Annotated in this window: 26 protein-coding genes; 14 read left to right on the top strand and 12 right to left on the bottom strand. The window is 50.2% G+C overall.

Annotated elements, in window-relative coordinates:
- The first annotated feature begins 279 nt into the window (after positions 1-279).
- Positions 280-921 (top strand): trimeric intracellular cation channel family protein, encoded by a 642-nt coding sequence (locus tag ACFOE0_RS06225; RefSeq protein WP_115135691.1) that lies wholly within the window; start codon positions 280-282, stop codon positions 919-921.
- Between the two features lie 75 nt (positions 922-996).
- On the opposite strand, the gene ACFOE0_RS06220 is transcribed toward ACFOE0_RS06225, so the two are convergent.
- The 3 genes from ACFOE0_RS06220 to ACFOE0_RS06210 form a co-directional block, all read right to left on the bottom strand.
- On the bottom strand, positions 997-1,821 hold the full coding sequence (locus tag ACFOE0_RS06220; protein ID WP_115135692.1) for a mechanosensitive ion channel family protein: 825 nt from the start codon (positions 1,819-1,821) through the stop codon (positions 997-999).
- Positions 1,822-1,855: 34 nt separating this feature from the next.
- Positions 1,856-2,413, bottom strand: a complete 558-nt coding sequence (locus ACFOE0_RS06215) for an OmpA family protein (protein ID WP_248934996.1) — start codon at positions 2,411-2,413, stop codon at positions 1,856-1,858.
- Positions 2,414-2,526: 113 nt separating this feature from the next.
- A complete protein-coding gene (locus ACFOE0_RS06210; protein ID WP_248935525.1) occupies positions 2,527-2,976 on the bottom strand; it encodes a PACE efflux transporter in 450 nt (149 codons plus the stop codon).
- 113 nt (positions 2,977-3,089) lie between these two features.
- On the opposite strand from ACFOE0_RS06210, the gene ACFOE0_RS06205 reads away from it, so the two are divergent.
- Entirely contained in the window at positions 3,090-3,968 is an 879-nt protein-coding gene (locus tag ACFOE0_RS06205; protein ID WP_248934997.1) for a LysR family transcriptional regulator, read from the top strand.
- Positions 3,969-4,027: 59 nt separating this feature from the next.
- Here ACFOE0_RS06205 and ACFOE0_RS06200 read toward each other — a convergent pair whose 3' ends face one another.
- Positions 4,028-4,597, bottom strand: a complete 570-nt coding sequence (locus ACFOE0_RS06200; RefSeq protein ID WP_248934998.1) for a DUF4136 domain-containing protein — start codon at positions 4,595-4,597, stop codon at positions 4,028-4,030.
- 264 nt (positions 4,598-4,861) lie between these two features.
- Between ACFOE0_RS06200 and yciH the strand changes: the two genes are divergently transcribed.
- The 4 genes from yciH to ACFOE0_RS06180 all read left to right on the top strand — a co-directional run bounded on the left by yciH (position 4,862) and on the right by ACFOE0_RS06180 (position 7,194).
- A complete protein-coding gene (gene yciH, locus ACFOE0_RS06195) occupies positions 4,862-5,191 on the top strand; it encodes a stress response translation initiation inhibitor YciH (protein WP_248934999.1) in 330 nt (109 codons plus the stop codon).
- A gap of 26 nt (positions 5,192-5,217) precedes the next feature.
- Entirely contained in the window at positions 5,218-5,781 is a 564-nt protein-coding gene (locus ACFOE0_RS06190) for a YqgE/AlgH family protein (RefSeq protein WP_248935526.1), read from the top strand.
- A 53-nt stretch (positions 5,782-5,834) separates the two neighbouring features.
- Positions 5,835-6,254, top strand: a complete 420-nt coding sequence (gene ruvX, locus ACFOE0_RS06185) for a Holliday junction resolvase RuvX (RefSeq protein WP_248935000.1) — start codon at positions 5,835-5,837, stop codon at positions 6,252-6,254.
- A 214-nt stretch (positions 6,255-6,468) separates the two neighbouring features.
- Positions 6,469-7,194, top strand: a complete 726-nt coding sequence (locus ACFOE0_RS06180) for a hypothetical protein (protein WP_248935001.1) — start codon at positions 6,469-6,471, stop codon at positions 7,192-7,194.
- A gap of 49 nt (positions 7,195-7,243) precedes the next feature.
- Here the strand turns inward: ACFOE0_RS06180 and hemH are convergent, their stop codons facing one another.
- From hemH to ACFOE0_RS06160, 4 genes are all read right to left on the bottom strand, one after another.
- Positions 7,244-8,257, bottom strand: coding sequence for a ferrochelatase (hemH, locus tag ACFOE0_RS06175; protein ID WP_248935002.1), 1,014 nt, complete (start codon positions 8,255-8,257; stop codon positions 7,244-7,246).
- A 181-nt stretch (positions 8,258-8,438) separates the two neighbouring features.
- On the bottom strand, positions 8,439-8,969 hold the full coding sequence (locus ACFOE0_RS06170; RefSeq protein ID WP_248935003.1) for a glutathione peroxidase: 531 nt from the start codon (positions 8,967-8,969) through the stop codon (positions 8,439-8,441).
- Between the two features lie 115 nt (positions 8,970-9,084).
- Positions 9,085-10,197 carry a PilT/PilU family type 4a pilus ATPase gene (locus ACFOE0_RS06165; protein ID WP_248935004.1) on the bottom strand — a complete coding sequence of 371 codons (1,113 nt, stop codon included), beginning with the start codon at positions 10,195-10,197 and terminating at the stop codon, positions 9,085-9,087.
- A 9-nt stretch (positions 10,198-10,206) separates the two neighbouring features.
- Positions 10,207-11,244, bottom strand: a complete 1,038-nt coding sequence (locus ACFOE0_RS06160) for a type IV pilus twitching motility protein PilT (protein ID WP_248935005.1) — start codon at positions 11,242-11,244, stop codon at positions 10,207-10,209.
- Positions 11,245-11,279: 35 nt separating this feature from the next.
- On the opposite strand from ACFOE0_RS06160, the gene ACFOE0_RS06155 reads away from it, so the two are divergent.
- The 8 genes from ACFOE0_RS06155 to ACFOE0_RS06120 all read left to right on the top strand — a co-directional run bounded on the left by ACFOE0_RS06155 (position 11,280) and on the right by ACFOE0_RS06120 (position 18,160).
- Positions 11,280-11,978 carry a YggS family pyridoxal phosphate-dependent enzyme gene (locus tag ACFOE0_RS06155; RefSeq protein ID WP_248935006.1) on the top strand — a complete coding sequence of 233 codons (699 nt, stop codon included), beginning with the start codon at positions 11,280-11,282 and terminating at the stop codon, positions 11,976-11,978.
- Between the two features lie 60 nt (positions 11,979-12,038).
- The gene (proC, locus tag ACFOE0_RS06150) at positions 12,039-12,857 is read left to right on the top strand and encodes a pyrroline-5-carboxylate reductase (RefSeq protein WP_248935007.1); all 819 of its coding nucleotides are present in this window, start codon (positions 12,039-12,041) and stop codon (positions 12,855-12,857) included.
- Between the two features lie 45 nt (positions 12,858-12,902).
- Positions 12,903-13,451, top strand: coding sequence for a YggT family protein (locus tag ACFOE0_RS06145; protein WP_115135705.1), 549 nt, complete (start codon positions 12,903-12,905; stop codon positions 13,449-13,451).
- Complete coding sequence (yggU, locus tag ACFOE0_RS06140; RefSeq protein ID WP_248935008.1) at positions 13,452-13,739, top strand: DUF167 family protein YggU; 288 nt, start codon at positions 13,452-13,454, stop codon at positions 13,737-13,739.
- 78 nt (positions 13,740-13,817) lie between these two features.
- Positions 13,818-14,249 carry a DUF4426 domain-containing protein gene (locus tag ACFOE0_RS06135; protein WP_115135954.1) on the top strand — a complete coding sequence of 144 codons (432 nt, stop codon included), beginning with the start codon at positions 13,818-13,820 and terminating at the stop codon, positions 14,247-14,249.
- A gap of 124 nt (positions 14,250-14,373) precedes the next feature.
- Positions 14,374-14,973 (top strand): RdgB/HAM1 family non-canonical purine NTP pyrophosphatase, encoded by a 600-nt coding sequence (rdgB, locus tag ACFOE0_RS06130; protein WP_248935009.1) that lies wholly within the window; start codon positions 14,374-14,376, stop codon positions 14,971-14,973.
- Positions 14,974-14,990: 17 nt separating this feature from the next.
- Positions 14,991-16,124: a radical SAM family heme chaperone HemW gene (gene hemW, locus ACFOE0_RS06125; protein ID WP_248935527.1), complete on the top strand. Its 1,134-nt coding sequence runs from the start codon at positions 14,991-14,993 to the stop codon at positions 16,122-16,124.
- A gap of 185 nt (positions 16,125-16,309) precedes the next feature.
- Entirely contained in the window at positions 16,310-18,160 is a 1,851-nt protein-coding gene (locus tag ACFOE0_RS06120) for a DUF885 domain-containing protein (RefSeq protein WP_248935010.1), read from the top strand.
- Between the two features lie 67 nt (positions 18,161-18,227).
- On the opposite strand, the gene ACFOE0_RS06115 is transcribed toward ACFOE0_RS06120, so the two are convergent.
- From ACFOE0_RS06115 to ACFOE0_RS06100, 4 genes are all read right to left on the bottom strand, one after another.
- The gene (locus ACFOE0_RS06115; RefSeq protein ID WP_248935011.1) at positions 18,228-19,169 is read right to left on the bottom strand and encodes a LysR family transcriptional regulator; all 942 of its coding nucleotides are present in this window, start codon (positions 19,167-19,169) and stop codon (positions 18,228-18,230) included.
- Between the two features lie 406 nt (positions 19,170-19,575).
- Positions 19,576-20,358, bottom strand: coding sequence for a YggN family protein (locus tag ACFOE0_RS06110; protein WP_248935012.1), 783 nt, complete (start codon positions 20,356-20,358; stop codon positions 19,576-19,578).
- A 200-nt stretch (positions 20,359-20,558) separates the two neighbouring features.
- Positions 20,559-21,473 carry a glutaminase B gene (gene glsB / locus ACFOE0_RS06105; RefSeq protein WP_248935013.1) on the bottom strand — a complete coding sequence of 305 codons (915 nt, stop codon included), beginning with the start codon at positions 21,471-21,473 and terminating at the stop codon, positions 20,559-20,561.
- Positions 21,473-21,799, bottom strand: a complete 327-nt coding sequence (locus ACFOE0_RS06100) for a 50S ribosome-binding protein YggL (RefSeq protein ID WP_248935014.1) — start codon at positions 21,797-21,799, stop codon at positions 21,473-21,475. The genes glsB and ACFOE0_RS06100 overlap by 1 nt, the downstream gene beginning before the upstream one ends.
- Positions 21,800-21,857: the final 58 nt, after the last annotated feature.

Below are 21,857 nucleotides of genomic sequence, written 5' to 3'. Positions count from 1 at the left end.
CGGGTTCCGTAAATGTTGCATTCATGGAAAAACATCAATCAAACATCGAATTTGCGATCAAGTCACAATAATTGCAAATAAAAATACCAACAGCATTAGCCACATCAATAAACCAAGCATCTGCAACTACTCAAGACACCCATAAAAACAGCACAAAACGCCAACAAACGAAATAATTTAGATTAGTTAATCTAATGTATATTTTTATATTTTATCTGTTGGAGAGTCGCAGATTTTAAGGCAAAATTCTCCTCCATTTTGGTCACAGGTCCTGTACTCATGCAAGAAGCACAATTCATCAGCCTTCTTTGGTTAATCGGTATTCTCGCCGAAGCTATGACCGGCGCATTGGCGGCCGGCAGAAAGCAGATGGACCTGTTTGGTGTTGTCATTATCGGCTGTGCCACAGCGATCGGTGGCGGTACCCTGAGAGATATCCTGCTGGGCAACTATCCCATTATCTGGGTGGAGAATGTCCACTATCTGATCGCTATCGCTTTTGCATCGCTGCTGACAGTCATTATCGCTCCTTTGATGCGTTATCTGTCCAAACTGTTTCTGGCGATCGATGCGCTGGGCTTGGCAGTGTTCTCTATTATTGGTGCTCAAAAAACCCTGGCGCTTGGCTTCAGCCCTGTGGTCGCGGTTGTTATGGGTGTGGTAACCGGTGTGTTTGGCGGGGTTATCCGCGATATTCTGTGTAATCAGGTGCCACTGATCTTCCGTAAAGAGTTGTACGCCATTATCTCTTTGATGACGGCCAGTCTTTATATCGGCCTGAGCTACCTGGGTGTCACCGAGTGGGTGAATCTAATCATGTGTCTGAGCTTTGGCTTCAGCTTCCGCATGCTGGCCCTGAAATACAAGTGGTCTATGCCTACCTTTGACTATCAGGCAGAGATAGACACACACGGTCACTGATTACAGCACTGCTGCCCAATCAGAGGACACAAAAAAGCCGGCGTCATCGCCGGCTTTTCGTTATCTGAGCACATCTTATGCAGCAGGAGTCTCTTTGACATACACATCCATTTGAGGATATGGAATACCAATACCGGCCTCATCCAGCGCCAGCTTAATGGTTTCTGTCAGCTCAAAATACGCTCCCCAGTAATCGCCTGTCTTCACCCATGGGCGAACCACAAAGTTTACTGAAGAGTCTGCCAATTCAGACACAGCTACTGTATAGGCAGGGTCTTTCAGCACGTACTGGTTGTTTTCCAGAATGTCGCACAGGATCTGCTTCGCCTGTTTGATATCAGCATCATAGGAAACGCCAATGACCAGATCGACACGACGTGTGTCCATGGCAGAGTAGTTGGTAATAGAACCGCTCATAATGGCGGCATTAGGCACAACGACAACCTTATTATCCGGGGTCAACAAACGGGTAGAGAAGATGGTGATCTCATCCACAGTGCCCGATACACCGGCTGCATCGATATAGTTACCCACACGGCATGGCTTAAACAGCACCATCAACACGCCGGCAGCAAAGTTGGCCAGTGAACCCTGCAGCGCCAGGCCAACAGCCAGACCGGCGGCACCCACCACAGCGACCAGAGAAGCGGTTTGTACACCGATTTGCCCCAGAGTGGCAATAATGGTGAGGGTAAATACCAGCGCCCATGAAATATTACCGACAAAGCTGACTACCGTGTCATCTATCTTACGCTTTTTCAGTAGCTTAACTGTTATTTTACGGGCCAGATTGGAGAAGTACTTACCAACTATAAAAATGATAATGGCAAAAATCAGCTTAATGCCATAAGTCATAATTAAGTCAGGAGCTTGCTCCATCAATCCATTTAGATCATTCATGATTTACTCCACCATGTAAAAAGATGTTACAAAGCTAATTGCTTTTTATAACAAACTCAACCCGGCGATTGAGATATTTGCCTTTATTATCCCGGTTGCTTGCCGCAGGCATGCTACTTCCCTCTCCGGATACCATTAATCGTTCTGCACCAATGTCATAGTCCGCGATTAATACCTGCTTGACGGTTTCGGCTCTCGCCAGCGACAGGGGCAAATTGATCTTGTCGCCCCCCTGAGTATCTGCATGCCCGGCCAGCAGCATATGGGTATCAGGATAGGTTTTAAGAAAACGCGCGATATCGGCCAGTGTCGCCCATTGATTCTGGGGTAATTGAGCACTGCCGGTAAGGAAATGGACGGCCACCCGGGCAGCGGCTGCACAATCTGAGGGATATTTATTGCCACTGTCGGTGGGAAGACAAAGTTGGCTCAAGGGCTCTTTGGTACAGCCATTGGCCAGTACCGCCAGGCCTTTAGGCGTTCCGGGACAGGCATCCTTGAGGTCCGGCACACCATCCAGATCTGTGTCTGACCATGCAAGTACATTGTGAGCGCAACTGAATAACAGCAGCGCCAGAGGCCACTTACTCATCCTTTTTGTCTCCTGAAAAACTCCTTAATCCGGTATAGCTTAATCCCGGGGAGAGTGCAAAGGAATCGTCGATTTTTCAATCAGGTAAACAAACGGCATCCATGCCGTTGAAATCAACACTCTGCCTTGCTGCGACTTTGGATAGCAGCTGTTTTGGATGCCAGATATCTGGCTCTGGCTTTGTCGTAACTCCAGTTAAATACCATGGCGTAGAAAAAGAAAAACACCAGGAACCCGGCTTCCAGCACCAATGCTGCCCACAGACTGATATCCAGGAACCAGGCAACTGCCGGTACAGTGACAAATACCAAACCGCCCTCGAACCCCATGGTGTGCGCAATACGAGTCTTAAGACTGCGCTGGTCCCTTGGCACCACGCAGGTCTTATCGAACCAGACGTTATAGATGTAGTTCCAGATAACTGTGTAAAAGCTAAGGCCCACACCTACCATAGCCAGAGAGCCGGTCCCCTTGCCGGTGATCAGCGCCGTCAGGGGAATAATCAGGGACAGAGCAAGCGCTTCAAACAGCACAGCATGAAAGACTCTCTCTTTGGTGCCCATCACCTTGGTTTGTTGCATATCAATCACTCCATAAACAGGGAAATTCACAAGACCCTGTCATTATCATCATGCATAATGATACTTAAAAGTTAGATACCATCTGGTTTATCGATATGTATAGCCTTGAACAACTCGCCTGCTTTGTCGCCACTGTTGAGCATGGTTCCTTTTCTGCTGCCGCCAGAGCTCTGGGCAAGGTGCAGTCTGCCGTCAGCCAACAGGTGATCAACCTGGAAATCGATGCAGACCAAAACCTGTTTATTCGCGAAGGACGCTACCCTGTCCTGACCGACGCCGGCAGGCAGCTATTGCCCTATGCCAAAGCCGTATTGGCTCAACAGCGCAAATTGGAGCAGCAGATACAGTTACTGGGAAGTCAACAGCCGGCAAAACTGACACTGGCACTGGATGAAGGCATTCCGGTCAGAAAACTGCTGCATGCACTGGATGAAATCTCCCGGGAGTTTCCCGGTATCGCCATAGAAATGCTGGCGGCTTCCAGCTCCGACATCATAGATCTGGTTGAACATGGCAGGGCAGGAACCGGCCTGGTGTTCTCGTCTCTCGAGTACCCCTCCGCCCTGCACTTCGACAGCATAGGGACAGTGGTATTTGATGTTCTGGTTGGCCGGGAACACCTGCTGGCAAGCAGCGAGGCTGTGCCCCTTGAGCAGCTCAAGTTACACAGGCAATTGGTGATAGGTTCCCGTAATGAGGTTGGCAGCACCTTTAATATGCCGCTGTCACCGGATGTCTGGTATGCGGATAACTACTATGTGTTGAATGAACTGGCTATCTCAGGATTCGGCTGGGCCATGTTGCCCAGACATATAGCTATTGAAGCGGTAAACACAGGTAAACTTGTCAGGGTCCCTTTAGAGGCGGAAAACCTCAGCTGGCACGCCAATGTCGATCTGATCCAGCACGGGTCAGATGCATCAACTCTGGCAGGCAGAAGACTCAGGCAGTTAATTCAGGGCATGTTGGACTGACTCCTTCAAAAAACAAAAAAGCGACCATGAGGTCGCTTTTCAATATATTTATCAGAGCATTACTGCTCAGGCTTTGGCGGGTAGTTGGCCATAATGTCAGCCACAGCCTGGTTGATAAAGGCGGTACGCTCCTGGGGCGTTTTGTGGTCTTTAATGGTGTCAGCAATGCTGCCACGCCAAACCAGTTGTTTGGTCTTGGCATCAACCAGATCCACAATCAAGGTGCCGACATTATATTCACGCACCTGAGTGTGGGTTTGTCCCCACTGGCCACCCCAGCCCCAACCGGGACCATAGTATGGGTAGTAAGGGTTGTAACCATAGTTGGTGGTAAAGGTGTCCACATCCACCTTGGTATCAACCTTGGTCAGGTAGTTCACCAGCAGCTGAGCTTCTTCCATCGGCACCTGCTTCATCCCTTTCAGCTCAAGCTGATCATCCACAGCATTACGGACTCTGGCGTCCATCAAGCCATCGAGGTGATACTCTGAGCCATCATTAACAGATGTCGCCCAGGCAAAAGTTTTGAACTGATTAAAATCAACATCCGGGTTGTAATCCCAGTTGGTATTGATTGAGCTGCAGGCGCTGAGCATCAGCACAACAGCGGCAAGCATAATATTCTTCATAAATATCCCACCTGATTCGATGCAGAAAATTGGAACGGTTCCCCCTTCGACCATAGAATTACGAAAAAGTGCAGCAAATCGACCGAAGTTTGCGCAAATTTATTTAAACACCGGGTCAGATTTCAGGGCAACCAGATAAAAACTCCTTTCACCTTAAAACTTTAGGCATCAATCTACAAGTCGCTGAATGACTGATGAGTCAGTATCTGAAAGCTTGTGAATTTGCTACACTGCTGAGTCAATCATTCCCTATTAAGCAGCATTATGAGAATCGATCCCAATATCGCTTTAGTCTTCAGCACTGATAAGGGCCGCATCGAACCTGAGCCTGAAGCAGAAGTTGTTCCCGAGGGAGATGGCATTGTCCGTATCCACAGGGATTCAAAGGGCCGCAAAGGTAAAGGAGTCAGCGTCATTAAAGGACTGGGACTGGGCTCAGAGGAGCTTAAGCCACTGGCTCAAAAGCTGAAAAAGCAGTGTGGTTGTGGTGGCACAGTCAAAGAGTTTGATATCGAGATTCAGACCGATAACCGTGAGCAACTTAAATCACTGCTCGAAAAGCTGGGTTATCAGGTCAAACTTGCCGGCGGCTGATAACCGGTAAAGGGGGTTTTATGATGATGCAAAGTCTTACCAACCACTTCCTGGTTGCTATGCCGTCCCTTGAAGACACCTTCTTTGAACGCACTGTGGTTTACATCTGTGAACATGACAGCAAAGGCGCCATGGGCCTGGTTATCAACCGCCCATTTGAGATCCCTGTCGCTGACCTGTTGGAACAGATGGAACTGCAGGCACCGGTTATCAGGCATCACGACAGCCTGGATCACCCAGTCATGGTCGGTGGCCCCGTCAATCCCGAGCGAGGGTTTGTACTGCATACGCCACAGCCAAACTGGAGCAACAGTGAACGTCTGACCGACGATCTGATGTTGACCACCTCCCGAGACATTCTGACTTCCCTGGGTACAGACAAGGCCCCGGATAAGGCGATGGTTATTCTGGGCTATGCCGGCTGGAGTAAAGACCAGCTGGAGCAGGAGCTGGCAGAAAACTCCTGGCTGACCATTCCCGCAACCAATGAAATCATTTTCAATGTCCCTTTTGAAGACAGATGGCAACAGGCAACCCGTTCTCTGGGGTTTGATGTTTGGCAGATGTCACAACAAACCGGGCACGCGTAACAGTTTAAAGGGCGGAATATATTTTCTGCCATCTCACAAAGTAAGAGAGTTAGATGAGTACACAAACCGTTCTGGGCTTTGACTATGGCACCAAAAGCATTGGTGTCGCCATTGGCCAGCAGCTAACCGGCAGCGCTTCGCCGCTGACTTCACTCAAAGCCGTTGATGGTATTCCCAGGTGGGAACAGATAGAAGCCCTGCTCAAAGAGTGGCAACCGGATCTGGTGGTGGTTGGCTTGCCCTTGAATATGGATGGTACAGAGCAGGAGATGACCCAGCGAGCGCGCAAATTTGCCAACCGCATCAATGGTCGTTTCGGCGTAAAAATTGCCACTCAGGATGAGCGCCTGACCACCGCCGATGCCAAGGCCCGGCTGTTTGAACTGGGCGGATATAAAGCTCTGACCAAAGATCAGGTCGATGCCGTATCCGCAGTGCTGATTATCGAAAGCTATTTTGAAAGTCAGTATTAGGGGCTGTTGATTAATAAACTCGACAGGGGCAGCCACTCAGCGCAAATAACTACTGCCCCGCCTCTTTACAGTATTACAAACTGATACAAACTAACCCTTTTTCTCACCAAAACCTTAGTGCTCCCCTTCCCCGCAAGCGCTAGCTTAAACCCTGCTTTCCAGCATGGAAAAGGCCTGTATTTCACATTCAGACTGTCAAACGGGGAAATGTATTATGCGTTCAATTGCAACCAAAACCATCTCAACGCTGTTACCACTGCTCATGCTTCTGGGCACAACCGAGGCTTACGCAGAAACAAATGTAATACTGAAAAAAGATCACGTCATTGACCTGCTGTTTCTCAACACAATAGAAAGCACCAGACAAGACCAGAAACAGTATTTCAGGGATGTAGGCCCCAAGGCCCGAACCATGGGGTATGAGCCAGTCATTGCTTTCCGTATCAACCGAAAGCCTATCAGTGGTAATTACTTCCCGGATACCCTGGCGATTGCAAGCTGGCCGGGGGATATGACTGACAGGGCCGGATATCTGGATACCCTGGAACAGGCTGTGCCCGACCTCCATTCCCGACGATTCGACCACTGGTCAACCTTTAATATGACTCACTACTATGTTCCCCGGAACATCACCATGCAGTTTAACCCGGAAAAAATATATGTACTGAGTGCCTACTGGCCAAAAGATAATAAGAAATTTGCAACCTTCCGGGAGCAACAGTTGGACCGGATTAATAAATTTGGCGGGAAAGTTAAGTTGAACCTGGATCAGGGACACTCGCTGTTTGGTTATCTCTATCAACCCCAGGTCACCATGATCACAGAATGGAAGAATCAGGCTGCATTTGACGCCTTTCATCAATCAAACCCGGGAAATGACAGGCAGGCTTTGAAACAGCAAAATCAGCTTTATCTTGAGCTAATCCAGCCGAGAAGTTAACGGGTATCAGGAGAAGGCAGCCATTACTGCAATGGCTGCCCAGGGGTTATCAAAGGTAAGCTTTTATCAGACTCGCCATCATGCTGATGTGCTGGTCGTCATCATTCAGGCAGGGAATATAGCGGAAGGTCTCACCACCGGACTCTTCGAAGTACTCACGGTTTTCACCGGCGATCTCCTCCAGAGTTTCCAGACAGTCGGCACTGAATGCCGGGCACACCACAGCCACATCCTTCACTCCCTTTGCGGGCAGTGACTTCATGGTTTCATCCGTGTAGGGCTGCAACCACACAGCCTTACCGAATCTGGACTGGAACGTGGTCATATGGTCATCATCAGCCAATCCCAGCTTTTCTGCGACCAGTCGACTGGTCTTCATACAGAAGCAGTAATAGGGATCACCCTTCTTCAGATAATCTTCCGGCATCCCGTGATAAGACAACACCAGCTTCTGCGGTTTGCCATTGGCCTCAAAGTCACGCTGAATTGATGCCGCCAGTGCGTCGATATACTCGCTGCTGTCGTGATAGGTGTGAATAAAGTGCAATGAAGGCACATAGCGCCACTTCATCAACTCAAGGGCGATGGCATCAAATACCGACCCTGTGGTCGGCGCGGCATACTGAGGATACAGGGGCAAAACAACGATGTTATCTATGCCCTGTCGCTGCATATCCTGCATCACGCTGGCGACCGATGGATTACCGTAACGCATCGCCAGATGCACACTGACCTCTGAGCCGGAATCACTGAGCAGAGTTTGCAACTTTACCTTCTGTCGCACACTGATATCCATCAAGGGCGAACCCGCTTCTGTCCAGACTTCGCGGTAAGCTTCAGCGGATTTGGCCGGACGGGTACGCAGGATAATGCCGTGCAGAATCGCTTTCCAGATCAGACGAGGTACTTCAATCACACGGGGATCAGACAGAAACTCAGCCAGATAACGTCGCAACGCCGGTGTGGTCGGCTCGTCAGGAGTCCCCAGGTTAACCAACAAAACCCCGGTTTTACCCCGGGCGGCATGGCCCTGTTCCTTGGTTATTCCAATATAGTTTGCCAAAACAGCCTCTTTCTCTTAATAAATTTTGGGTGTTGCTGTTCATTCAAACGCCGGAGACCCAGCTCCGGCGTTGAAGTTCCCTGCATGGAAGGGAATGGTTTATCACAACTCTAATACAGAAAAACTTGATTGAGGTCAGAATTCGGGACCCATTGCAGGCAGAAACCGCAATCGGCCAGGATTAAAGCACAGATTCAATAGCCTGAGTGAGCTCTTCACTGTCAGGTGTGACTCTGGAGTTGAATTGCTGTACCTGCTGACCATCGCCACTGACCACATACTTATAGAAATTCCACTTGGGTGAAGCTGACTTGTCGGTCAGGTACTTGAATACCGGATTGGCATCACCGCCGCGCACTGCAGAAGGTGAAAGCATGGTGAACTTCACGCCGTAATTGAGATAGCAAACGTCAGCGGTTTTCTTCTCGTCATCCTCTTCCTGAAAAAAGTCGTCGGATGGGAAGCCAATCACCACCAGCCCTTTATCCTTGTACTTTTGATTGAGAGCTTCCAACTGCTTGAACTGGGGAGTGAAACCACAGTTGCTGGCAGTGTTGACGATAAGTACAGGTTTCCCCTGAGTGAGCTCACACAGATTTACCCGCTCGCTGGAATGCAGGCGCTTGGCCTCATAGTTCAGGTACTCGGGGCAATCTGCCCATGCGCCAGTGATCACTAATCCCAGCGCCAACGCCACCAATTTTGCTTTCATTACAGATACCTTTCCTTATTTCTCTGTCCGAGTCCAATTACGAAATATACCAAAACGGGGATCATAATGATCCCCGTTTTTATTTATCTCAGCAGATTGCTGTAATCGACGCTGATCAATCCAGGTCGATGGTCACATTGTCCATCAGGCCACTGCTGGTAGGTTCATTGCTGTTAAGCTTAATCATCAGACGCAGATCGTTTGGTGAATCCGCACAGTGGAGCGCATCGGCGTAGCTGATCTCCCCTTCCTGATACAGGTTGAACAGCGCCTGGTCAAAGGTCTGCATCCCCTGTTCATTGGACTTGGCCATAGTGTCCTTCAGCAAGTGCAGCTCATTACTCTGGATCAGACTGGAAACCCTTGGGGTGTTGATCAGCACTTCAATCGCAGCCCGACGGCCATTGCCATCAATACGCGGCACCAGCTGCTGAGCCACAATACCACGCAGGTTGAGTGACAGGTCAAACAGCAACTGATGGTGTTTACTTTCAGGCACCAGGTGCATGATACGGTCCAGCGCCTGGTTGGCGTTGTTGGCGTGCAATGTCGCCATACACAGGTGACCAGTCTCAGCAAAGGACAGCGCAAACTCCATGGTTTCCTGACTGCGGATCTCACCAATCAGAATCACATCAGGAGCCTGGCGCAGCGAACTTTTCAGAGCGGCATCAAAGCTCTCGGTATCGATCCCCACTTCACGTTGGGTAATGATGCTCTGATTGTGGTTGTGCACAAATTCCACCGGGTCCTCAATAGTGAGAATATGCCCCCGGGAGTGAGCATTACGATAACCCACCAGCGCAGCCAAAGAGGTCGACTTACCAGTACCTGTACCACCCACCATGATCACCAATCCGCGCTTACTCATCACCAGATCTTTGAGGATGGGTGGCAACTTCAGGTCTTCAACATCGGGGATCTTGGTTTCGATACGGCGCATCACGCAGCCAACCGATTCACGCTGCCAGAAAGCGCTGACACGAAAACGTCCCAGCTCCTTGGCAGCAAAAGCAAAGTTACACTCTTTGGTGTCACGAAACTCTTGCTTCTGCGCATCTGTCATCAAAGCTTCGACAAAGGCCACCGACTGCTGGGGAGTCAGTCTGTCTTCACCTATGGGCTGCAACTCACCATCAATTTTGGCACTGGGTGGGAAGCCTGCGGTGACGAACATATCAGAGGCTTTACGCTCCACCATGATTTTTAAATATGAGCGAACGTCCATGTTAATTCCTTAGAAAGTCGCTTGCTTGTTGCCGCTCTTGGACTGAGCGTCTTCACGGGTAATCAAACCACGATTAACCAGATTCTGAAGGCACTGCTCCAACGTCTGCATACCGTGCGCCATACCGGTTTGAATGGCTGAATACATCTGGGCAACCTTATCTTCGCGGATCAGGTTACGAATCGCCGGTGTGCCCATCATAATCTCGTGGGCCGCCACACGTCCTCCACCCACTTTCTTAATCAGGGTCTGAGAGATAACAGCCTGCAGAGATTCAGACAACATGGTTCGTACCATGTCCTTCTCTCCTGCCGGGAATACGTCGACCACACGGTCAATGGTTTTGGCTGCCGAGGTGGTGTGCAGGGTACCGAATACCAGGTGACCGGTTTCAGCAGCAGTCATCGCCAGGCGAATGGTTTCCAGGTCACGCATCTCCCCCACCAGAATCACATCAGGATCTTCACGCAGCGCACTGCGCAGTGCAGCATTAAAGCTATGGGTATGACGGTGAACTTCCCGTTGGTTAATCAAACAGTTCTTATTGTTGTGAACAAATTCGATCGGGTCTTCAATGGTCAGGATATGGTCGTGGCGGTTCTCGTTGATATAGTCAATCATGGCCGCCAGCGTGGTACTTTTACCCGAGCCAGTCGGGCCGGTTACCAGCACCAGACCACGGGGGAAAGAGGAGATTTTCTTGAAGATCTCAGGGGCACCAAGCTCTTCCAGCGATTTGATATCACTGGGAATGGTACGAAATACCGCTGCCGCACCACGGGACTGGTTAAAGGCATTCACACGGAAACGGGCCAGGTTCGGCACCTCAAAGGAAAAGTCGATTTCCAGATGTTCTTCGTAGTCTTTGCGCTGCTTGTCATTCATAATGTCGTAGACAAGACGATGCACCCCTTCATGATCCAAAGCAGGAACATTGATCTTACGCACTTCACCGTCCACACGAATCATGGGTGGAACACCGGAAGACAAGTGTAGATCCGAGGCATTATGCTTTACACTAAAGGCTAGTAACTCAGTGATTTCCATTGTTTTGGACGTCCCTTAGACTTATTAATTACACCATGATAACAATAGCAGACAGACTGGCGGCCGCCCAGCAAAGGATTGAGCAGGCTGCGCAAAAATGCGCCCGTCAAACCAAGGATATACAGCTCCTGGCGGTCAGCAAAACCAAGCCGATTAGTCAGATTATAGAAGCCTATGAAGCAGGCCAACGCACTTTCGGCGAGAATTATGTTCAGGAAGGCGTCCAAAAGGTCACCGAACTCAAATCCCGGTACCCGGATATCGAGTGGCATTTTATCGGCCCACTGCAATCCAACAAAAGCCGTCTGGTGGCTGAGCACTTCGATTGGATGCATACCGTCAGCCGCGACAAAATTGCCCAACGCCTGCATGAGCAGCGCCCGGCGCAGATGCCACCTCTGAATGTCTGTATTCAGATAAACATCAGTGAAGAGGACAGCAAATCAGGCATAGACGCCGATGGTATGCTGGCGCTGGCTGAGTCTATCGCAGCCTTGCCCAACCTGACCTTGAGAGGTCTGATGGCAATTCCAACAGATACCGACGATATCGCACAGCAAAGCCGGGAATTCGCCGCGTTGAAGGCCTGCTATGACCAGCTGAAAGAGCGTTACCCCCAGGTCGATACTCTGTCGATGGGAATGAGCGGTGATCTGGAGCAAGCCATTGCCAATGGCTCCACCATGGTACGTATCGGTAGTGCCATCTTCGGCGCCCGGGATTACACAGGCTAAGGCTTGTTTTTTGTCACCCAGCCCCAATAACAACATCAAGCAATCAACAAAGAGAGCGACATGGAATCCAGAAGAATTTGTTTTATCGGTGCGGGCAATATGTCCCGTTCAATTATCAGTGGCCTGGTTCGCGGTGGTTATCCGGCGCAGGAGATCACTGCCAGTAACCCATCCAGGGGCAAACTGGACGCACTGCAGCAGGATTTTGGTATTCGGGTCACTCAGGATAACCATGAAGCAGCTTCACAGGCTGATGTCGTGGTGTTGTCAGTTAAGCCCCAGTTAATGGAGCAGGTATGTAATCAACTGGCCGATATTGATTTCAGCAATAAACTGGTTCTGACCATAGCAGCCGGTATTCCTGCCCACAGATACAGTGACTATCTGAAGCAGCCTTTGCGATTGATCCGCACCATGCCTAATACGCCAACTCAAATTGGCGCGGGTATGACCGGACTGCTTAGCCATCCAGAGCTGTCTGACACAGACAAAGCCTTCGCTGAGCAGATGATGCGAACCGGTGGCGACATCACCTGGGTTGACCGCGAACAAGACCTGAATCTGGTGATTGCCCTGGCGGGAAGTTCACCGGCGTATTTCTTCCTGTTTATTGAATCCATGATCAATGCCGGTAAGAATCTGGGCATGGATGAAGCCCAGGCAAGACAACTGGCGCAACAAGCAGCCCTGGGCGCCGCCGAAATGGTGATACAAAACCCAGAACTCAGTGTGGCAAACCTCAGGGAAAACGTGACCTCCAAAGGGGGCACCACGGCTCAGGCACTGGCCACGTTTGAAGAGGGTGACTTGCGTAATCTGGTGGAGCGCGCCATGGTAAACTGCATCAAACGCGCAGAAGAGATGGCTGACACATTCTAAATTTTATTTAGGTCATACTCCTGATTTTAAAAGGTATAAAACTGCATGAATGCATCGATTTTTCTTATCAACACCCTGTTTGAACTTTATCTGATGGTCGTGATTCTGCGTATCTGGCTGCAGCTGGCCAAAGCAGACTTCTACAACCCATTGAGCCAGTTTGTGGTGAAGGCAACTCATCCACTGGTAGCTCCCATGCGTCGGGTACTACCAGCCATAGGCTCACTGGATACCGCCTCCGTGGTGCTGGCAATTCTGGTCGTCGTGGCCAAACTGATCGCTATCTCTCTGGTTGCCGGAGCTGCGATTGACCCTGTTGTCATTGCCCTGTTCTCTCTGGTTGCTGTAATCAAGAAAGCTGGCTTTATGTTGTTCTGGATGTTGATTATCCGGGCTATCCTCAGCTGGTTTAACAACGGTTACAACCCTATCGTTATGGTGATTGAACAGCTGACAGAGCCTGTTATGGCGCCGGTACGCAAAATCATTCCTCCTATTGGCGGCCTGGATTTGTCTGTCATGCTGGTACTTATCGGTATGAACTTCCTGAACCTGCTGCTGAGCCAGTACATCCCATTCTGGGCCAACGTGTAAATGGCAGCAGTCAGTATGCAGCAGGGCGACCTGCTGCTTAATCTTTATATCCAGCCCAAAGCCAGTCGCGACCAGATTGTTGGTCTGCATGGTGAAGAACTTAAAGTGGCAATTACTGCCCCGCCTGTAGACGGTAAAGCCAACGCCCATTTGACCAAATATCTGGCCAAATTGTTCAAAGTCCCCAAAGGCGACGTATGTATCCTCAAAGGGGAGTTGGGTCGGCACAAACAGATACGTATCCCCTCCCCGAAACTGATCCCGGACAGTATTCAGGCTCTGTTGTAGCTGTTGAGTTCAAATCTGCTGGTGTCTGGATTTAACAAAATTTATACTTGGAAGCCCGTTTCTGCAGAGGTACCTAATATGATTCGACTCGTCCTGGCCCTGGTCATGCTCTCCTGTTCAGTATGGTTTCCGGCCCAAGCAGATGAACAAACGGTTGGTGACTACACCATTCACTACCAGGCATTTGGCAGTACCTTTTTGACCCCGGCCATTGCCAAAGCCTATGGACTCACCCGCAGTAACTACACAGGCATAGTTAATATCTCTGTCTTAAACAGCAAAGATAAGGTGCCAACCGGTGTCCCTGTGGAGATATCCGGCGTTGCCAAAAACCTGCTCGACAGCAGTATCCAACTTGAGTTCAAAGAGATCCGCGAAGGCAAAGCTGTGTACTACATCGCTGAAGTGCCCTACCGCAATGATGAAACCATGCACTTTCAAATTGGCATCAAGCATGGACGCGAGCTGAATACCACGCTCAAATTTCAGCAAAGGTTTTATGTAGACTAGGGTCTAACCCATCCAAAAAAACAGCGCTTCGGCGCTGTTTTTTATTCTGCACAGTATCCCCTGACTACCTTCCCCGCCTGTGATTCGGTATTATTCGGCAACTCGATTCAACCGGATAAACCTAATGAAACAGATAGTGCTTGCCAGCGGCAATAAAGGAAAACTCAAAGAATTCGCCGAGATGCTGCAGGACTTTAAGGTAGAAGTGCTGCCCCAGAGTCAGTTTGATGTCCCGGAAGTCGCTGAGACCGGCACAACATTTGTGGAAAATGCCATTATCAAGGCCCGTCACGCCGCCGAAATCACTGGTCTGCCAGCGATTGCCGATGACTCAGGTCTGGAAGTGGATGCTCTGGATGGTGCACCGGGGATCTATTCAGCCCGATACAGTGGCGACAATGCGACTGAAGTGGGTAACTATCAAAAACTGCTGACCAATCTTGAGGGCGTTGAGCAACGCTCTGCCCGCTTCCAGTGCGTGCTGGTTTATATGCGTCATGCCAAAGACCCTACGCCGGTTATCTGCCAGGCAAGCTGGGAAGGCCGTATTGGCTTTGAACCTGTTGGTGAACAGGGCCATGGCTACGACCCTGTGTTTATCCCTGAAAATGAAACCCGCTCGGCCGCTCAGCTGTCAGCCGACGAAAAGAATGCGGTCAGTCACAGAGGTAAGGCCCTTGAGCTGCTGGTGAAAGCCATGTCTGAAAAAGGACAACTGGCTTGAGCAGTGCATCTTTCTCTATGGAATTACCACCACTGAGCCTGTACGTGCACATTCCCTGGTGCGTACAGAAGTGCCCTTACTGCGACTTTAACTCCCATGGCCAGCACGGTGAGTTGCCTCAGGCTGAGTACATTCAGGCACTGCTCAGAGACCTGAGCGCAGATTTACATTATGTGCAGGGGCGTTCGCTGCACAGCATTTTCATCGGTGGTGGCACGCCTTCACTGTTTGATGCTCAGCATATTAAGCAGCTGCTGGATGGTGTGGAATCCCGTATTCCATTCGCAGCGGATATTGAGATCACCATGGAGGCCAATCCAGGTACTCTGGAACATGATGATTTTGCTGCGTATCGCGCTGCAGGCGTGACCCGTTTGTCTATCGGCGTGCAGAGCTTCGCTTCAGATAAGCTCAATCTGCTGGGACGCATCCACGACAGAGACGAAGCGCAAACAGCTGCCAGATTGGCCGCAAAAGCCGGTTATCAGAGCTTTAACCTGGATCTGATGCATGGTCTGCCGGATCAGAACCTTGAACAGGCAATGGCTGATATCGACACGGCAGCAGCGCTTAATCCACCGCACCTATCCTGGTATCAGCTCACCATTGAGCCCAACACCCTGTTTCATTCGCGCCCACCTCAGCTACCTGATGATGAGGCCCTGTGGGACATCTATCGCCAGGGACAGGAGAAGCTGCGCCAGCTGGGTTATGAACAGTACGAAATCTCGGCCTATGCCAAACCGGGATTTCAGTGTCGTCACAATCTTAACTACTGGCAGTTTGGTGATTATCTGGGGATTGGCTGCGGCGCCCATGGAAAAATCACTCTGCCGGAAACTGACAGGATGGTGCGCACAGTTAAGATTAAGCATCCCAGGGGTTATCTGGATGCTGATGATTACAACTATGACACTGTTGAAGTCGACTCCGAAGACAGACCGCTGGAGTACCTGATGAATCGTCTGCGGCTAATGACTCCCATTCCAAAGGCGGAGTTTGAAGCCAGAACTGGAATGTCGGCAGCTGTGGTTGAGCAGGGTATGGCGTCAGGGGCAGATCGAGGCCTGGTGACAGTCTCGGACACTCACTGGACGCTCACTGATAAAGGCCACTTCTTTGTCAATGACCTGCTGTCTCAGTTCTGCTGAGTCGTAAAAAGCGGTCTTCAGGACCGCTTTCTTATCTGCCCCCCACAATGGCCTGTGCTGATACGCCAAATCCCAAATCAAAAACGGGACAAAACCCTCATAGAAACATTCACTAACAAAAAGATCAGAAATTTAACCCGAGCTCCTTTAGGATGATGCACAGATTCGATCAAGGAGCCCAAAAAATGAAAACAACAAAGACACTTGTTGCAGCAGCCTTGTCTGCCCTATTGCTGTCAGCCTGTGCCACCGCCCCTTCTTCCACGGTATCTGAGCCAGCCAGGGAGTACACCAGTGCCCAAATCCAGGCTGAATCAGCACGTGCCAATGAGCTGTTTGAAGCCATTTTTATGGAAAATGTCATGGCCAGCCCCATTACCCAAACCTATCTGGGTATTAAACAGGACTATGGCAAATGGGATGAGATCAGCGAATCTGCCCGTCAGCAGGATCTGGACCGCACCAAAAAACATCTTGCCCAACTGAACACCATAGATCCTGAGCAACTGGACCATCAGACGCGCATCTCATACTCTCTGGCCAAACAAGGCCTGGAGGATCAGATTGCCAACTTTAAATGGCGTCATCACAGCTACCCGGTCAATCAGATGTACGGTGTACATTCCACCACACCGGCACTCCTGATTAACCAGCACGCCATCACCAGTGTTGAAGACGCTCAGGCTTACATCAGTCGCCTTAATGGTATAGATGAACGTTTCAAGCAGTTGATTGCCGATCTGCAGCTAAAAGCTGACCGCGGTATTATCGCGCCAAAGTTTGTATTCAACCATGTGCTGTCTGACAGTAAAAACATCATTCAGGGTGCCCCCTTTGCCGAAGGCGAAGACTCAACCTTGCTGGCCGACTTTAAACGTAAGGTAGGCAAACTGGAGATCTCCAAGGCCGAAAAGCAGCAACTGATTGCCCAGGCCAATGAAGCACTGCTAAAGTCGGTAGAGCCCGCTTACACCTCACTGATCACTTATGTTGAGTCGCTGCAGGCGAAAGCCGATACCCGGGACGGGGTTTGGAAGCTGCCCCAGGGCGATGAGTATTACAACATGGCACTGGCTCAGACCACCACAACCGATCTGACCTCTGAGCAAATTCACCAGTTGGGTCTGAAAGAAGTTGCCCGTATTCACGATGAAATGCGCGCCATTATGAAGAAGGTTGGGTTTAAGGGCGATCTGCAGGCTTTCTTCGCCTTTATGCGTGACGACCCTCAGTTCTATTACCCTGACACTCAGGAAGGCCGTGAAGCCTATATCGCCAAAGCGAAAGCCTATATCGACAATATGGATTCGCGCCTGGATGAAGTGTTCAGCATCAAGCCCAAAGCCAACCTGATAGTAAAGCCGGTAGAAGCCTTTCGTGAAAAGTCTGCCGGTAAGGCTTTCTACAGCCAGCCATCACCGGATGGCTCGCGCCCTGGAACCTACTACGCCAACATGTATGACATGAAGGCCATGCCAACCTATCAGGCTGAGGCACTGGCCTACCATGAGGGTTTACCGGGCCATCATATGCAGATTGCCATTGCTCAGGAGCTGGAAGGTATCCCAAAATTCCGTCGCTTTGGTCGCTATACCGCCTACACCGAGGGCTGGGGACTGTATACAGAGTACTTCCCGAAAGAGATGGGCCTGTATGAAGACCCCTATTCAGACTTCGGCCGACTGGCGATGGAGCTGTGGCGCGCCTGTCGCCTGGTGGTGGACACAGGCATTCACAGCCAGAAGTGGACCCGTGAACAGGGCATTGAATACTATGTAAACAATACCCCTAACGCCAAGTCGGATGCGGTCAAAATGGTGGAGCGTCACATTGTGATGCCATCTCAGGCTACCGCGTACAAAGTTGGTATGATTAAGATTCTGGAACTGAGAGAAAACGCCAAAGCCAGTCTGGGCGATCAGTTTGATATCCGTGAATTCCATACCCTGCTGTTGAAGAATGGTCCACTGCCGCTGGATGTACTGGAAGAGCAGATTGACCTTTGGGTGGCTGAGGTTAAGGCCCGTCAGGCTTAATTACCCCAGTCACACCAAAAACAAAAACGCCACCCATTGAGGTGGCGTTTTTATTGGCTAAAGCTAATTACTTACGTTCGGCGTAAAGCTCAGTGTATGGCTTGTCCCAATATGGAGGGGAGCCGATTCTGTCTTTGATAAAGTCGATAAAGGCACTGACCTTGGGTGCCAGGTGCTTACGGCGAGGATACACAGCCTGCAATGGCAGATGATGGCTCAACTGCCAATCGCGCAGCAGCGGCACCAGTGTACCCTTCTCTATCTCGCCTTCCAGCAGATAGCTGGCCAGGTAAACCACACCCAGGCCATTGATGGCGGCCGACTTAAGCGCGGGGGCATTATCTACCCGGAAGTTACCGTTTACCCCTATCTCACAATAGTCATCACCCTTACGGAATTGCCACACACTGTGCTCATGCCACTCGCCGTGATACACCAAGCAGTTGTGGTCAACCAATTGCTCCGGACGCTCAGGCGCGCCGTGACGGGCGATATAGTCAGGTGAAGCCAACAACATAAACTGACACTTCATCAAAGGTCTGGCGACCATACCCAGAGGTAATTGCTCAGACATGGTGAGCAGCAGATCAAGCCCCTCACTGACAACATCCACTTTATGGTCCAGCAAGCTCACCTGAAGCTCCAGCTCCGGGTGGGTCGTCATAAACTCAGACAGCGCAGGAATGATATGCATGGTACCGAAAGACTGGGAGATACCCACCTTCAATACACCACGGGTGGCATCATTGAGATTGTGAACACTGGCCACAGCCTGGTCAGCATCTCTGAGTAACTCTTCACCCTGCACATACAACAGGTGGCCAGCTTCTGTAAGGCTGAGGCTTCGGGTCGTTCGCTGAATAAGCTGTACCCCAAGTTTGTGCTCAAGATCCGCGACCTGAGTACTCACCTTGGATTTGGAAATTCCCAAACGACGGGCGGCAGCACTGAAACTTCCTGCCCTGGCTACATGGGTGAAGATAGCTATCGGTTCTAAGAGTTCTAACATGGGAATCGCCTTCGTTCGCTTCGCTGTTATTATTATTCCGCCGGTCAAACTGAGCGCGAACGCACAGAGACTACGGTCTTGTTTTTAAAACTATGAGAATAATTCGGCGAACAATCAAGCCAAGAGAAAAACTATCCAGATTTTCCGAGGCTACTGCTCAACATTCGCCATCTGTGGACATTTTGGCGGGAGTATAGCAGACATTCTGTCTATTTTTAATATAACCAGATAAAAGTCAGTAACTTCCTGTTCGGAGAAGTTTGATTGTTGGCTTTAAGAAATCAGCTGCGTGACTTTTGGGAGAGTAAAAAAATCCCCTGACACCCAATGGATGCAGGGGAAAGCGGGATGTATTGTCCAAATGTCAGAACGGGAGTATCGGAATAAAAATCAAAGTTCGAAAGTTTTACATCTGATTGCTGTCGGCTTCGGTCAATCTGAAACTGGCCAGTTCGGGAATAGCCTTACGCATTTTCGCTTCCAGTTTGGCAATCTGTTGGAACTCGTTACACATCTCAGTGGCACGGGCTTCAATCGCTTCACCACGGGCTTCCATCGCCAGTTCAATCTCCTCACCTATGTTGTCCATTTTCTGGCTGAAAGCTTCAATCTTATCGTCAAAGTTTTCACCATCTGAGTTCACCAGCTGAGCACCAACATTCATCATAATGGTCCCTATGGACTGCATCATCAGCTGCTCAATCTCCTTTTCAAACTCTTCGTCAAACGCCGCTTCGATGGTTGAGTCTGTGGCGCCAAGGTAGTAGGTGTCACCATTACGGGAAGCTACATCATCGAGGCGGTCACGGACGTTATCCATCAACTCAGCCAGCTGAGCGCTGCTCTCACCCAGCAACGGGGTCATAGCCATACCTATAGCTTCGCCAGCCAGAACAATAGTGTCGTTCACCAGGCCAATCACCTCTGGCACCTGAGTCGCCAACTCATTTTCATACTGGGTAACCAACTTACGCTGAGAAGCACTCAGTTCAACCGCCTCACCATCAACAAACAGCTCACCGGAGCGGAATTGATACTTGGTGTCATCTTCCTGAGTGACCACTACCTGATTAGGCTCAACCATAAGATCGTAGTTAATGGAAATATCACACTGATCTGCGGCCATCGCCAGTGAGCAGCCAGCCAGAGTCAGTGTCATTGCTGCGGTAAATTGCTTGAGTGCTTTCATTGTTCTGTCCTTTTCCTTGTGGATATAAATAAGACATAGCGAATGCTGTGCCAAAGCTAATAACCAATTGATAAGAAAAGAAAATAAATGATTAGCCAGGATATCCCCCGAAAACAGGGATAGGCAATTCCACAGCATAATGGTGAAATTGCCCACTGATTGGTGATTATCTCAACAAAGGGGGAAAGCCCGGACAGTCCTTAGAAAATAGAGCGCCCCAGACTTTGGCTGAGACCTTCGAGTATGGCGGTTCCGGCAACTGAGTTACCCTGCAGATCCAGCTCAGGCGACCAGACGCATACCGACATATCGCCGGGAATAACGGCAATGATACCGCCACCAACACCACTCTTGCCCGGCATACCTACCTTGTAGGCAAACTCTCCTGCACCATCATACAAACCCGAAGTTGCAAGCAAAGCATTAAGCTGTCTGGCCTGTACAGGTGATATCAGCTGCTTACCGGCCAATGACTGTCCCTTATTGGCCAGGTACATCATGGCGCGGGACAGGTCTGCACAGCTCATTCTGAGTGCGCAATAGTGGAAGTAACTACGCAGCACGGTATCCACATCATTGTGAAAATTGCCAAAGGACTTCATCAAATAAGCAATGGCGGCGTTACGGGCACTGTGCTCATACTCAGATCGGGCAACCTCTTTGTCATAACAGATTTGAGGGTTACCACTGAGATTGCGGACCAACTCCAACATTCTGTGCTTGGGCGCACTGAGTCTGCCCTGCAACAGGTCAGCAATTACCAGCGCACCGGCATTAATAAACGGATTTCTGGGAATACCCCGTTCCAACTCCACCTGAACCAGAGAGTTAAATGAATGACCCGAAGGCTCCTTCCCTACCCTGTCCCAGATTTCAGGCTCTTCGTAGAGTGTCAGAGCCAGTGTCAGGCTAAAGACCTTGGAAATACTCTGAATGGAAAATGGCTCAAGGTAATCACCTGCACCTATGGTGACGCCATCGGGCGTGGTGACGGCTATACCCAGTTTATTGCCACTGATTTTGGCCAGTGCAGGAATGTAATCTGCCACTTTACCCCGGCCCAATAAAGGCCGGGCTTGCTCCACCAATTGCTCAAGCAGTTGTGGCTCTGGCATTAATCCCACCAGAGATCGTAAAGTTCAGTGACTTCTACGTTGGATGCAGGCTGAGCTTGCCAGAAAGCCAACACGGCGTTGCGATCGTCATCGCTGCACTTGCCCAGCTTCTGAGTGGCAACTATGCCTTCCCAGCTCTTATGTCCACCACCGTGGAAGCCCAGCTTGCGTGCCTCAATCACTTCGTCGATAAACTTATCAACCAGCTGATCGATCTGTTCTTCGGAAACGCTGTCCTCGAACGTCCAGTGAACGTCAAAGCCCAACTCCTGAAACTCATCAACGCGCAACTTTTTGCGCAGACGACGGCTGCGATTGCTTGCCATAGTGACTCCTTATTTTCTGAAAGGCAGAAGATCTGCCCTCCGGGGAAGGCGCACCCAG

The sequence above is a fragment of the Shewanella submarina genome (assembly GCF_042646185.1).
GTDB classification, from domain to species: Bacteria; Pseudomonadota; Gammaproteobacteria; order Enterobacterales; family Shewanellaceae; genus Shewanella; species Shewanella corallii.
The sequence above is the reverse complement of the archived record's forward strand: the minus strand, read 5'-3'. Positions and strand labels throughout refer to the sequence as shown.